Annotated in this window: 10 protein-coding genes; 2 read left to right on the plus strand and 8 right to left on the minus strand. The window is 43.8% G+C overall.

Going from position 1 to position 13,423, the window contains the following annotated elements; translation table 11 throughout:
- The first annotated feature begins 570 nt into the window (after window positions 1-570).
- Window positions 571-3,105 carry an ATP-dependent Clp protease ATP-binding subunit gene (locus QZX97_RS11715; RefSeq protein ID WP_295649207.1) on the plus strand — a complete coding sequence of 845 codons (2,535 nt, stop codon included), beginning with the start codon at window positions 571-573 and terminating at the stop codon, window positions 3,103-3,105.
- Between the two features lie 249 nt (window positions 3,106-3,354).
- Complete coding sequence (locus QZX97_RS11720; RefSeq protein WP_295649205.1) at window positions 3,355-3,975, plus strand: hypothetical protein; 621 nt, start codon at window positions 3,355-3,357, stop codon at window positions 3,973-3,975.
- 120 nt (window positions 3,976-4,095) lie between these two features.
- Here QZX97_RS11720 and QZX97_RS11725 read toward each other — a convergent pair whose 3' ends face one another.
- From QZX97_RS11725 to bamD, 8 genes are all read right to left on the minus strand, one after another.
- Window positions 4,096-4,908: an SDR family oxidoreductase gene (locus QZX97_RS11725; RefSeq protein WP_295649202.1), complete on the minus strand. Its 813-nt coding sequence runs from the start codon at window positions 4,906-4,908 to the stop codon at window positions 4,096-4,098.
- Between the two features lie 236 nt (window positions 4,909-5,144).
- Complete coding sequence (gene recN / locus QZX97_RS11730; RefSeq protein WP_295649198.1) at window positions 5,145-6,812, minus strand: DNA repair protein RecN; 1,668 nt, start codon at window positions 6,810-6,812, stop codon at window positions 5,145-5,147.
- Window positions 6,813-6,860: 48 nt separating this feature from the next.
- Complete coding sequence (locus QZX97_RS11735) at window positions 6,861-8,810, minus strand: M56 family metallopeptidase (RefSeq protein ID WP_295649195.1); 1,950 nt, start codon at window positions 8,808-8,810, stop codon at window positions 6,861-6,863.
- Window positions 8,811-8,818: 8 nt separating this feature from the next.
- A complete protein-coding gene (locus tag QZX97_RS11740; RefSeq protein ID WP_295649192.1) occupies window positions 8,819-9,193 on the minus strand; it encodes a BlaI/MecI/CopY family transcriptional regulator in 375 nt (124 codons plus the stop codon).
- Between the two features lie 140 nt (window positions 9,194-9,333).
- Complete coding sequence (locus QZX97_RS11745; RefSeq protein ID WP_295649190.1) at window positions 9,334-10,233, minus strand: DUF4835 family protein; 900 nt, start codon at window positions 10,231-10,233, stop codon at window positions 9,334-9,336.
- Window positions 10,230-11,432, minus strand: coding sequence for a bifunctional phosphopantothenoylcysteine decarboxylase/phosphopantothenate--cysteine ligase CoaBC (gene coaBC / locus QZX97_RS11750; protein WP_295649187.1), 1,203 nt, complete (start codon window positions 11,430-11,432; stop codon window positions 10,230-10,232). The genes QZX97_RS11745 and coaBC overlap by 4 nt, the downstream gene beginning before the upstream one ends.
- Window positions 11,433-11,552: 120 nt before the next feature.
- Window positions 11,553-11,876, minus strand: a complete 324-nt coding sequence (locus QZX97_RS11755) for a DNA-directed RNA polymerase subunit omega (RefSeq protein WP_295649184.1) — start codon at window positions 11,874-11,876, stop codon at window positions 11,553-11,555.
- Window positions 11,877-11,886: 10 nt separating this feature from the next.
- Complete coding sequence (bamD, locus tag QZX97_RS11760; RefSeq protein WP_295649182.1) at window positions 11,887-12,804, minus strand: outer membrane protein assembly factor BamD; 918 nt, start codon at window positions 12,802-12,804, stop codon at window positions 11,887-11,889.
- Between the last annotated feature and the right edge of the window lie 619 nt (window positions 12,805-13,423).

Raw genomic sequence — 13,423 nt, forward strand, 5'->3', positions numbered from 1 at the left:
AGGCGAAGTGTTACATTAAAACTAAATTTATAGTTTAACTTTAACATAATGTGTTTGGTTTTAACAGAATTTTAACAAAGTTTAACAGTTGGAAGAGGTTGATAGTTCATGGTTCATAGATCATGGCAGAAAGATGGTGTGGTATTACTATGAACGATCGACCATGAACCATAGGCAATCCCTCGTGCCATCCTGTCAGTTAAGTTATGGTGGGTAATTTTTTCGATAGGCAACAACCGTTTGGCTTTTGTATCCGTCTAAAAACTTATAAATACGATGTGTATTGATAAACAACGAGGTATAGTAATTTGTTGAGAAAAGAACGGTTTGTGGATAGGATATGACAGTGGGGTGCTTGTTTTAATGAAAACACCTCTTTATATTTACAAAGTCGGGCTTGGGTATCTGCCGCCTATGCCAAATTTAGTAATGATGCAATGTTATATCATTATTATGTCTGTTTTAACTAATTATTTTCAGCTTGGCAATATTGTTGATAAGTTAGTTAAAACACATTCGTTTAATAACAACTAATTGATAGATTAGTACGTAAATATTGAAAGGTAAAATATGGAAGCTAAATTTTCGCCCCGGGTTAAAGATGTGATCTCGTACAGCAGAGAAGAGGCCTTGCGCCTTGGGCATGACTATATAGGCACTGAGCACCTGTTGTTAGGACTTATACGCGATGGCGACGGCGTAGCAATAAAACTGCTGCGCAACCTGAGCGTTGATACCACCCGTTTGCGCCGCGCTATTGAAGACGCGGTGAAAGGCACATCGGGAACCAATGTTAATATCGGCAGCATACCGCTGACAAAGCAAGCCGAAAAAGTTTTAAAGATCACTTACTTAGAAGCGAAAATATTTAAGAGCGACGTAATAGGGACTGAGCACTTGTTGCTATCTATTTTGCGCGACGAGGATAATATCGCATCGCAGATACTGATGCAGTTTAACGTGAACTACGAGGTATTTAAAGCCGAAGTGGAATCGCATAAAAACGATGTTACGGATGAGATGCCGGGTTCTTCTACAGGTGGTGATGATGATTTCCGCGAGGAGGAGTCATTTAGCCAGCCGAAGAAGGTTTCGGATATCAAATCGAAAACACCGGTACTGGATAATTTTGGCCGCGATTTGACCAAGGCTGCCGAAGAAGGCAGGTTGGACCCGATTGTTGGTCGTGAAAAAGAAATTGAGCGTGTATCGCAAATATTATCCCGCAGGAAAAAGAACAACCCTATATTGATAGGTGAACCAGGCGTGGGTAAAAGCGCTATTGCCGAAGGTTTGGCATTGCGGATAGTACAACGTAAGGTATCGCGGGTATTGTTTAACAAACGCGTGGTTACTTTGGATCTGGCATCATTAGTTGCCGGTACAAAATATCGCGGTCAGTTTGAAGAGCGCATGAAAGCCGTGATGAACGAGCTGGAAAAATCGCCGGACGTGATTTTGTTCATTGATGAGATCCACACCATTGTTGGTGCCGGTGGCGCATCGGGTTCGTTGGATGCTTCGAACATGTTTAAACCGGCTTTGGCCCGTGGCGAGATACAATGCATTGGGGCGACTACCTTGGACGAATATCGTCAGTACATAGAAAAAGACGGCGCTTTAGACCGTCGTTTCCAAAAGGTAATGGTAGAACCGGCCACACCTGATGAAACCATCGAAATATTAACCCGCATTAAAGACAAATACGAAGAACACCATGGCGTAACTTATACTCCTGAAGCGATCTTAGCTTGCGTTAGCTTAACCGCGCGTTATATTACCGACAGGTTCCTTCCCGACAAGGCAATTGATGCTTTGGATGAATCGGGATCGCGCGTCCATCTCACCAATATCCATGTGCCTCAAAACATTTTGGATGTTGAAGCCAAGATAGAGCAGATCAAGATCGAAAAGAACAAAGTGGTACGCAGCCAGAAATATGAAGAAGCTGCTAAGCTGCGCGATACGGAAAAGCATTTGTTAGAGGAATTGGAGCAGGCCAAAGCCATTTGGGAAGCCGAAACCAAAACCAAACGCTATACCGTAACCGAAGATAATGTTGCCGAAGTAGTTTCGATGATGACAGGCATCCCTGTACAACGTGTTGGGCAGGCTGATAGCCAGAAATTATTGAACATGGCCGAAAAGGTTGCCGATAAAATTATTGGTCAGGATGAAGCCATTAAGAAACTGACTAAAGCTATACAGCGTACCCGTGCGGGATTGAAAGACCCTAAAAAGCCGATCGGTTCGTTTATATTTTTAGGCCCTACCGGTGTTGGTAAAACAGAGTTGGCTAAAGAGTTGGCCCGTTTTATGTTTGATACCGAGGATGCCCTGATACAAATAGACATGAGCGAGTACATGGAGAAATTCGCTGTATCGCGCTTGGTGGGCGCGCCTCCGGGCTATGTGGGTTACGAAGAAGGCGGACAGTTGACCGAAAAGGTACGTCGCAAACCATACTCGGTTGTATTGCTGGATGAAATTGAAAAAGCTCACCCTGATGTGTTCAATATCCTGCTACAGGTATTGGACGAAGGGCAGCTGACCGACTCGTTGGGCCGGAAAGTTGATTTCAGGAACACCATCATCATCATGACCTCGAACATTGGCGCACGCCAGTTGAAAGATTTTGGTCAAGGTGTTGGTTTTAGCACTGCCGCCAAGGTTAATCAGGCCGATACCCATTCGCGTGGTGTGATCGAGACCGCTTTGAAACGTGCTTTCGCACCGGAGTTTTTGAACCGTATTGACGACGTGATTGTGTTCAACTCGTTGGGTAAAGAAGAGATATTCAAAATCATCGATATTGAACTGGCTTCGTTGTTTGGCCGCGTACACGCTTTAGGTTACCAAATTGAATTGACGCTGGGCGCGAAAGAGTTCATCGCCGAAAAGGGTTACGACTCGCAGTTTGGTGCACGTCCGCTAAAACGGGCCATTCAAAAATATCTGGAAGACCCGATTGCCGAAGAAATACTGAAAGGCGAACTGGTTGAAGGTGATGTAATGGAGGTGGATTTTGACAAGGAGAGCGAAGGCATCAAAATTATAGGCAAACACTCGGGTAATACCAAAACCGAGGAAAAAGAAGAAAAGTAAGAGGTATACTTTAATATAACAGAAGGCCTGTCGATTGATTTCGGCAGGCTTTTTTTGTTTTTTGAGGTTAGGAGAATCGAATAGCCGGGGTTATAGCATATGCGTTTGGGAGCTACAAGCACATTTGTTAACAAAAACATGTCGACTTATTTACACAAATATCATAAAGTATATAATAATTTGATGTAGCTTTAAATAGCTATCGGCTTTGGCCGTTTTCAAATTATCAACCTATAAACAAACAATATTATGGAAACAATTAAATTGAATTTCATCAACAAATCGAACGACGTCAACGACTCGGATGTGGTTATCTTTCAGAAAAATGTATCTACAGACTTTGAAGAACTGGCGGTCGCCTGGACTGTAATCAGCAATTGTTCGCCGGGGTGGAACCATCCGTTCAACTATCCGTTGCAATCTACTATAGCGGCAAGCGATAGCTGGGGTAACTACAGTCCGCAATTAACGGCAACGCCGGGCCAGCAGTTCAGTGTAACAAAAGGCCCTTCGGGCGATGAGTTGAAACTTTCGGGCAACGCATCGAATCCTGGCGAGATAGAAATGCTAAACGCACTGAGCCAGGGTGCCGTTACCGCCAATATTTTTAAGGATGGGCGATTGTTGGCCACAAAAACCAATGTTGTACCCGGGCAAAAAGCTGTATTTGAGTTTAAACCAACTGTTTTTGTTGGGGTGGTTTCGCAAGTTGTGGAAGGACAGGTAATGAACTCAGCGATTTTGTCGTCAATCAATACAGAGATATCGCTGCTGGGCATCAATAGCGCGGATATTGTAATGACCGGGGGTGGCGCCGGCCCGGAGGCGGAACCGTTTGCGTTTTCGTTGGAGAATGTGATGTATATCTGATATCGGTGGAGGCATCCCGAATATATCAAAGCCTGCCGAAAATTGATCGGCAGGCTTTTTATTTTAATACAAATAGAATACTTAGAACGTTATGAGCGTAATAACCATCCGGTTGTGTGCTTATTTCTCCATCTGCTCAATAACAGCCTGGCTAACACCGGTAAAGGAGAAGCCGCCATCATGAAACAGGTTTTGCATGGTAACCATCTTGGTTAAATCGCTAAACAGGGTTACGCAGTAGTCGGCACATTGCTCGGCAGTAGCATTGCCCAGCGGGCTCATTTTTTCAGCATAGCTGATAAAGCCATCAAACCCTTTTACACCGTTACCGGCCGTTGTTCGGGTTGGCGATTGCGATACGGTATTCACACGTACGTTCTTTTTAATACCATATTGGTAACCAAAATTACGGGCAATACTTTCCAGGTAAGCCTTGTTATCGGTCATGTCGTTATAATCAGGGAATATACGTTGGGCGGCAATATAGCTTAAAGCCACAACCGACCCCCACTCGTTAATGGCATCCATCTTCATGGCAGTAGCCAACACACGGTGCAGGCTCAAAGCCGAAATATCGAGACCTTTATGGGTAAACTCGTAGTTGTTTTCGGTATAGTGAATACCCTTGCGCACGTTGATGCTCATGCCGATAGAGTGCAATACAAAATCGACACCGCCGCCAAAATGCTCCATGCTTTTGGCAAACAGGTTTTCAACGTCTTCGTTGGAGGTTACATCGGCAGGGATAATAGGTGCGCCGGTAATTTCGGCCAGTTTATTGATGGTGCCCATGCGCAAAGCGATGGGTGCGTTGGTTAAAACGATTTCGGCGCCTTGTGCATGGCAGGCCAGTGCGGTTTTCCAGGCAATTGAATTTTCGTCTAATGCACCAAAAATAATCCCTTTTTTACCTTTAAGTAAGTTGTTCGACATGTTGATAATTGATTTTCGGGGTAAAAATAAGTAAAATAATGTAATTGGGGTTGTAGGCGGTAAGAAATGTTGTTAAGGGGATTTTGGATGTCAGAAGTCTGAGGTCTGAGAGAGTAAAGCGGTACATTTAGGTTGCCACGAAGGCACTGAGACACAAAGCCCGCCTTTTGTGCCTTCGTGCCTAAAATAATTTGGTCGGACCTGCCTTTTGAAGCTTAGCTTTCGGCTTTATGCTTTTAGCTTCCTGCCCCCAACAACTCCCTCGCATTTTGCAAGGCACTTTGCCCCGGGTTATCCCCGCTCAGCATTTTGGCTATCTCGAGGACGCGTTCGTCGGGGTTAAGTTGTTTGATGCGGGTATAGGTAGTGGCCGTTTCATTGTCCTTATAAACAAAATAATGGCTTTTGCCCTTGCCGGCGATTTGCGGCAAATGCGTTATGGTAATGACCTGCAGGTTGGCCGACAGCTTCTCCATTACCTGTCCTACTTTATTGGCTACCTCGCCCGATACACCGGTATCAATCTCATCAAAAATAATGGTCGGCAAGGCGGTATGGCTGGCAATAAGCGATTTGATGGCGAGCATCAACCGCGAAAGCTCGCCGCCCGAGGCTACCTTGCTCATCTCCGCCAAAGCGTGGCCCTTATTGGCCGAAAAAAGGAAGCGGATATGGTCGATACCGTTCTGGTCAAAATCGGCGGGTTGGGCAACAGCATTCTCTATTTTGAGAGAGGCATGCTCCATACCCATTTCAGCCAGCGACTGCTGCACATTGGTTTGTATGCCGGGTATGGCTTTGGTTCGGTTGGCCGATAGCTGTTGTGCCAGTTGTTGTAGCAATGCCTGTTCGTTCTTTATTTGTTGTTGCAGGGCTTCAATCTCCTCATCGCCAAACAGCACCTGCGCTATCTTGTCCGATAAGGTTTGCTGTATCTCCAGCAATTCGGCTATAGTGCTTACCCTGTGTTTTTTTTGCAGGTTGTAGATGACGCTCAGGCGCTCGTTTATTTCGAGCGTGCGGGCTTCGTCAATCAGGGTGCGCTGTTCAATATTGTCGATTTCGGCGGCGATGTCTTTTAACTCAATCACCGCGCTGTTGAGGCGATGGTTCAGTTCGCCGATAAGGGGGTTAAACTTCTCCAATGTCGACAAGTGGTGCCCTGCCTCCCTGAGCTGGATGAGCGCGGCCAGTTCGCCTTCATTCATCAGGTGGTAGGCTGCAAACAGGCTGCGTTTTATCTCCTCGGCATTGTTGAGGGCATAAAGCTCCTGCTCTAAAAGCTCCTGTTCATCGGCACTGAGGTGGGCATTGTCCAACTCATCAAACTGGAACTGGTGGTAATCGAGGTCGGCCTTCGCTTTGTCGCTTTCGCCGATGAGTTGCTGCAGTTTGGCTACGGCCTTTTTATGATTCTTAAAGGCATCGTGGTATTGCGTAAGCAGGTCATCATGTTTGGCAACGCCATCCACAATAAGTAACTGGAATTTCGGGTCGTTAATCTCGCGGGTAGCATGTTGCGAGTGGATATCGATGAGCATTTCGCCCAGGTCGCGCAGAATGTTGAGGGTTACCGGTGTATCGTTAACAAAGGCGCGCGATTTGCCATCGGCCGATATTTCGCGACGCAGTACAGTTTCGGCCTCGTAGTCGAGGTCATTTTCCTCAAAAAAGGCTTTGATGTGGAAAGATCCGATATGGAACAGCCCTTCGATAACACATTTTTTCTGCTGGTTGAAAAAATAGCGGCTTTCGGCACGCTGGCCCAATATCAACGAAAGGGCGCCGAGTATGATGGATTTACCCGCGCCCGTTTCGCCCGTAAGTATGTTTAACCCTTTATCAAAACTGATCTCAAGATTATCAATTAAAGCATAATTACTAATAGAAAGCCTCTGCAGCATAGCGTTGTTTAATAGAACGCTAAAATACAAATTAGTTGATAATGGAGGCTATTTCTTTATGGTATCCTGCACCGCCTTCTGCGACTTTTCGTACTCTTTCTGCAGTTCCGCTTGTTGTTTTTCCAGGTCTTGCATTTTCTGTTCCAATTCTTCCTGCTTTTTTAACCATTCGGGGTTAGTGGCCATTTTGCTCATTTCCAAAGCATGTTTAACCAATTCTTCCTGTTGCTTTTTCCATTCCGGGCTGCTCAATTGTTTGGCCAGTTCCTTGGTTTGTTTTTTCCATTCAGGGCTATTGAATTGTTTGGCCATGGCCTCAGTTTGTTTTTTCCATTCCGGGCTGTTGAATTGTTTGGCTATATCCTCAGTTTGTTTTTTCCATTCGGGGCTGTTAAATTGTTTGGACATGTCCTCAGTTTGTTTTTTCCATTCGGGGCTGTTAAATTGTTTGGACATGTCCTCAGTTTGTTTTTTCCATTCGGGGCTGTTAAATTGTTTGGCCAATGCTTCGGTTTGTTTTTTCCACTCCGGGCTATTGAATTGTTTGGCCATGGCCTGAGTTTGCTTTTTCCATTCCGGGCTGTTAAATTGTTTGCTCATCGCCAGGGCATTGGCAGTCATAGCTTTTACCTGTTTTTTCCATTCCGGGCTGTTAAATTGCTTGGCCAAACCGGTAAACTTCAAACTATCGTCTACATTAAGTTTAAAGTTCATGTTATCCTTGAAAAAGGCATCTTTATCTTCTGGTGATAAATCATCAACCGAGTTAAACTCCTTTTTGTTGCCGTTTTCGTCCTCCATCACTATTTTGTATTTCTTCTTTTTAGTGGTGTCGTTTAGTTGCTTAAGCGTATCGGCAATAACGCTTGCAGGCACTATTTTCCAGTGTTTCGGATAGGCTACCAAATTGGCAGCGGCTTGCTTAACGTTCAATGTATTTGTTGTCGAAACATGGCTCACAATAGTTGTGCTTTTAGCCTTTTTGTTGTTTTTTGCCCAAGTATATTGCGGCACGGCCCAGGCCAGTAACAAGCTGATGATGGTAATGGTAACTATAATAGCCAGGTGTTGTTTGGGTAGTTGATGGTCGGTTTTCATGTGGTTTAGTCGTTTAATGCGATTCAATAATGGGTATTTACTTTGGCCCGATGATGCCATGGTCAGGCTGGCGGCATACGAGTTTTGTTGCGCGATAAGAAAGAGAGCTTGCGCGTAGCTGTGGTTGTTATCGAGGTTGCCGGTAACCATATCGTCGCAGCAATACTCGCGTTCGTTGCGTATGGCCTTTGCAATTAACCAGCTGAAGGGGTTAAAGCAAAGCAGGGTTTCCATTACCGTTTGAATGATGTTAAAAAGGTAATCATGTCGTTTTATATGCGCCAGTTCGTGTAACAAAATGCTCTCCACCTGCGCCGCGTCGAGGTTGTTGATAATGGCCAGCGGAAAAATGATAATAGGTTTTAGGTGCCCGATGGTTAATGGGATGTTGATATGCTCCGAAATGTATACCGGGATATTTTTGAGCAGCCCCAATTTTTTACGTAACAAGGCCGCGCGTTGGGTCCAGACCGGACTCAGCATCAGGTTCTTTTTGTTGCGGATGTAACGGATATGGAACAGTCCCTTTATCAAGCCAATGATATGGATGATAAGCCCCAAAACGTACACGCCTGTAATATAAAGCGAATATTGGTTGATCAATTGCTTAACCTCGTCGAGCAGGGATGGCGCCGGATAGTTTTGATGGATGTTTTGATAATAGCCGGTTAAAACATAAGCCGGCGCATCCACCGTTTGCCCGTAAATTTTTGCTACGGTAATTAAAAACCAGCCGAAGATGGCCGTCAATGCAAAGTAATGCACCGCATACCTGTATTTTGCGCTGAGCATAGGGAACAGCTTTAAAAATACCTGCAAAGCAACATAGATGAGCATGGCCTGTATACAACTTTCGAAGAGTGCCTGGCCGAGCGCGTTAATGAGGTTATGGCTTATCATAGCAATGGTTATGTATTGTTTTCTAATTTTTCCAGATAGTTCTTTATCATGTCCAGTTCTTCCTTCGAAGAGGTTTTGTTGCTCAACACCTGCATCACCAGCTGCGATGCCGAACCGTTGAATACCGTATCAATCATTTTGTTCAGCATGTTTTGCCGGGTGTGCTCAATGCTGATGAGCGGTTTGTATATATGCGTACGGTTGGTAGCATCGCGTTCAACCAAACCTTTTTCGAGCATAATTTGCATCAGCTTTAAGGTGGTGGTATAACCGGCATCTTTGTTTTGGGCTAACTCTTCGTGTACATCGCGCACGGTACAGGCTTTCTTTTCCCATAAAACCTGTAGTATCTCTAACTCACTTTCTGTTGGCTTAATTTCCATTTTCTATCATACGAATGTTTTCGTATATCAAATGTACGAATGTTTTCGTAAATGCAAAAAATAATTGAACTTTTTAACAAAAATTAACAGAAAGCCTCAATGAAGGGTGTTGAAGTTGTTTTTAAGATAAGAAAAAGAGATTAGTTCCGTTGCAGGGCTTGGTATTTGTTACCGTTTGATGGGTCAATTTCCATCAGGGTATTGTAGGCGCTTATTTTTTCTGTCTGAGACAGGCCGCTCAATACCGAAATAAATTCATCACTCTTCGCGGTAAAAAATATCTGCGGAAGCACCGCGCCGGTACTCAATCGGTCTATCTGCGACAGCATGGGCAATAATGCTGCTATCGCCTTACGTCCATTATCGGGGTTGTCAGCCATTACATCCAACCCATTGCGATGGTAGTTATAGATAAATTCGCGTAAGCCGGCATAGCGTTTATTGTTCAGGTTTTCGGCTATCCAGTAACGGTCGTGATTATCGTCAAAGGCGTTCCAGCCCTTGTACGAACCTGTTTGCGCAGCATTTACAATGGTTTGCGCTTTGGTAAAATAGGCCGAGCCGCCAAACTTCGAAAACGAGTCGTAATCCATCCCCACAATAATATTGGCATAAAATGCCAGTACCGAACTTAAATTGGTTTGAAAAGTCTGTTCGTTAAAGTCCAAAACCTGTCCTTCGGTAAAAGTAAAGTCGAAGTCTTTATCGTTCACGCTTAATAAGGTACTGTTATATCCCGAACCATACACCGGCCTGGTCGATTGTACCTGCAATTCGCCGCTATAGCTGCTGCTGCCATCCCAGGCGGTGATGTTCAGAATAAAAGTGCAATCTATCCTTTCCTGGGGTTGTATCTGGTCGGTACTCCATTTGCGGCTGTTCAAAAAATCCTTCATGGTGTTTTCCAGCACGTTGAATACCCGTTTATTTGCCGATTGTATTTTTGGCGACAACACCTGCACATGCGCGTTCAAGTCCTGCGCGTTGGCGATGCCCGAGATGGTTGTCAATATAAAAAGGCAATAAACTATCTTTCTCATAGGGTCATCAGTTCAAGTATCTTTTGGCAAATATCGGTAGCCGCGGCTTCTTTTGTTTTTAAATCGAATACAGTTTTCTGCAGGCGGCGGTCAATAATGGTTATTTTATTGGTATCCGTTTTAAAGCCGGCCCCTGCATCGTTCAGCGAATTTAAAACGATAAAGTCGAGGTTTTTATTTTTTAGCTTATCAACCGCGTTTTTTTCTTCATCATTGGTCTCCAGGGCAAAACCCACCAACAACTGGCCGACCCTTTTTTGGCTACCAAATGTCTTCAGTATATCTGTCGTTTTTTTGAGTTCGATGTTAAAAGTATCTTCCTTCTTTTTTATCTTTTGCTGTGCCACATCAACAGGGGTATAGTCGGCCACTGCGGCGCTCATTACGCAGATATCAGCGGAAACAAAGTATTGTTCACAGGCAGTCAACATATCTGCTGCCGATGTGATATTGATACGTTTAATGGCCTTGCTTTTTGTTTGTTGCGATGAGGGGCCCGAAACAAGCGTAACATCAGCGCCAAGCTTAGCCAGTTCATCCGCAATAGCGAAACCCATTTTGCCCGATGAGTGGTTGCCGATAAAGCGCACCGGGTCGATAGCTTCGTAGGTAGGGCCTGCTGTAACCAACGCCTTTATATTAACTAAGGGGAGTTTTTTTTTAATATCGGCCTCCACAAAGCTGATGATATCCTCCGGTTCGGCCATACGGCCTTCGCCAATAAGGCCGCTGGCCAGTTCACCATAACCCGGTTGGATAAATATATTGCCAAATGATTTTAAAGCATCCACATTTTGCTGTGTGCTTTGGTGTTTCCACATATCCAAATCCATAGCTGGCGCAATGTAAACCGGGCATTTTGCCGAAAGGTAAACAGCAGTGAGTAAATTGTCGCAAAGGCCATTAGCCATTTTGCCTATGGTGTTGGCCGTAGCAGGTGCTATAATAATGGCATCGGCCCAAAGGCCAAGGTCAACATGGTTGTTCCATTCGCCGTTATCATCTTTAACATATTCGGTGAGTACAGGGTTTTTTGATAACGTGGCTAAAGTTAAGGGGGTAATAAAGGTATTGGCACCCGCAGTCGTTACCACTTTTACATCGGCCCCCGCCTTAACAAGCAGGCGTACCAGCGTGGCCGATTTATAAGCCGCAATACTGCCGCATACACCTAAAACAATTTTCTTGCCCTCTAACATGCCAATTTGTGTAAAAACAAAAAATCCAAAATTCAAAAAATAAAGGTACACATAAACACACCTTTTGGCTTAACGCCTTTTTGAATTTTGAATTTTTACTTCTGAATTAGCGAAACTCGCTTATTGTTCTTTAGCAGGATTGCGGTAATAAACTTTACCTTCCAAAAACTCCTGTATAGCTACTAACGATGCTTTTGGCAACCTTTCGTAATGTTTCGATATTTCTATTTGCTCACGGTTTTCAAACACCTCTTCCAGGTTATCGTTCGACGATGCAAATTCAGAAAGCTTTTGGTGCAACTCTTCTTTCACATTGTTTGAAATTTGATTGGCCCTTTTCGCCATGATCACTATCGACTCGTATATATTGTCTGTCTGTGTATCTAATTCGCGTAAGTCGCGGGTTATTGTGCTGCCGGCTACAGCTGGTTTGATGTTGTTCATACTCTTTTTTTTAATTTTTCACCTCGGTGGTGTCTTTTACTAACTTAGGTTGACCTTTTCGCTCTTCCTCTATCTTTTTGAACAGTTTCTGGTTGGTTTCCGCTTCGGCTAATATACGCTTAGTTTGTTGTATACCATCCAGGCAATTTTGTTTTAATCCTTGTGCTTCTTTTAAGTATTTACTGGTAGGGTACTTTTCTGTAAACTGGTCGCTAAAACCAATCGCGGTATTATACCTGTCTTCCTGTTTAATTTCCAAACTATTTTTAGCATATAAGTACTGTGCCTTAATGGTTAAAAATTCCATTTCCTCGGCATACTTGGTATCCGGGAAATCGCGCAGCGAGTTACCAAAAGCAATTACTGCCGACTGGTAATACCCTATAGTTAAATACAGTTTTGCATTAGTGTACGATTTTTCTTCCAGTTTGTCGCGCAGGTTGGTTATCAGCTTACTTGCCTCGGCCACACGGTCGCTTTTTGGGTACAGGTTGATAAACAACTGTAAAGCATCAATGGCCTTTTGTGTATTCTCCTGATCCAGCGAGTAAATAGGTGAATCAAGATAATAACAATAGGCAGCCATAAAGCGGCATTCTTCGGCTCTGGCACTATTAGGATAGCTATCGGCAAACTGTTTAAAGTGGTACCTTGCCGATGTGTAATCCTTTAACCTATAATTAGTATAGGAGTAGTAGTAAAACAAATCCTCTGCCTCGGCCTGGCCACGGTAACGTTGTGCAAGGTCGTCAAACAACTCGAGCGCTTTACCATAATCCTTTTTGTTAAAGTATTTGATGGCCTCGGCGTATTTTTTAGCATTGTCGTTGCTGGTCCTCAGTTTCTCAAACTTGCTTTTACAGCCTGCAAGTGCAATAAATAGTACTAATAGTAAGCTCCCAACAAGGGCTCGTTGTTTTTTAAACATTTTGCAAAGATATATCAATATTATAAACCAGTCAATTATTTATTTCGGTGCAATATAAAGGTGTTATTTTAAAGCACCCGTAAGGCTTTTCGTTTTTTAACATCTTTTAACGATTGGCCTTTACCTAAATTGTTTTTGCACCTTATATATATAGTATAAGCTTTTGTTGTTTGCAGCCAAAACAACTACGGGTGGCCATTTTTGATGCTGTATACCCCGGTTTAACTATGGAAGGCAGATTTAATTAAATTATTCCTTCTGATTTGCAGCAGGTTATCCACTAATGGTAAAATATTCGTCCTTACCATTTGTATAAACGTTAAAAGTGCATACCTTTGCAGCCCGCAATAAAGGAAAGACATTTGGTCGAAACGGAGTTCGGGTAGTTCATTAAAAGGCAGAGGAGAAGTTGATGAAGGGGTTTAAAAGCCTCCGAAAAAAAACTTCAAATAAAGTTTGAAGGTTACATAAACTTTCCTACCTTTGCAGTCCCAAAAGAAAGGGGCGAAAAATCTGAAAAGATTTTGGAATAGAAAAGGAGCTTAGCGCAATGTTAAGTGAAAAGAAAAAGCGGCGGCCGGGCGATTCGGTAGCCATAGAAAATGAAAGTTGAAGTCTG

The sequence above is a fragment of the uncultured Mucilaginibacter sp. genome, assembly GCF_903893715.1.
Lineage (GTDB): Bacteria > Bacteroidota > Bacteroidia > Sphingobacteriales > Sphingobacteriaceae > Mucilaginibacter.

What these genes read in the sequence shown, in the direction of transcription:
- QZX97_RS11715 (WP_295649207.1), top strand. Translation starts at nt 571, where the DNA reads ATGGAAGCTAAATTTTCGCCCCGGGTTAAAGATGTGATCTCGTACAGC.
- QZX97_RS11720 (WP_295649205.1), top strand. Translation starts at nt 3,355, where the DNA reads ATGGAAACAATTAAATTGAATTTCATCAACAAATCGAACGACGTCAAC.
- QZX97_RS11725 (WP_295649202.1), bottom strand. Translation starts at nt 4,908, where the DNA reads ATGTCGAACAACTTACTTAAAGGTAAAAAAGGGATTATTTTTGGTGCA.
- recN (WP_295649198.1), bottom strand. Translation starts at nt 6,812, where the DNA reads ATGCTGCAGAGGCTTTCTATTAGTAATTATGCTTTAATTGATAATCTT.
- QZX97_RS11735 (WP_295649195.1), bottom strand. Translation starts at nt 8,810, where the DNA reads ATGATAAGCCATAACCTCATTAACGCGCTCGGCCAGGCACTCTTCGAA.
- QZX97_RS11740 (WP_295649192.1), bottom strand. Translation starts at nt 9,193, where the DNA reads ATGGAAATTAAGCCAACAGAAAGTGAGTTAGAGATACTACAGGTTTTA.
- QZX97_RS11745 (WP_295649190.1), bottom strand. Translation starts at nt 10,233, where the DNA reads ATGAGAAAGATAGTTTATTGCCTTTTTATATTGACAACCATCTCGGGC.
- coaBC (WP_295649187.1), bottom strand. Translation starts at nt 11,432, where the DNA reads ATGTTAGAGGGCAAGAAAATTGTTTTAGGTGTATGCGGCAGTATTGCG.
- QZX97_RS11755 (WP_295649184.1), bottom strand. Translation starts at nt 11,876, where the DNA reads ATGAACAACATCAAACCAGCTGTAGCCGGCAGCACAATAACCCGCGAC.
- bamD (WP_295649182.1), bottom strand. Translation starts at nt 12,804, where the DNA reads ATGTTTAAAAAACAACGAGCCCTTGTTGGGAGCTTACTATTAGTACTA.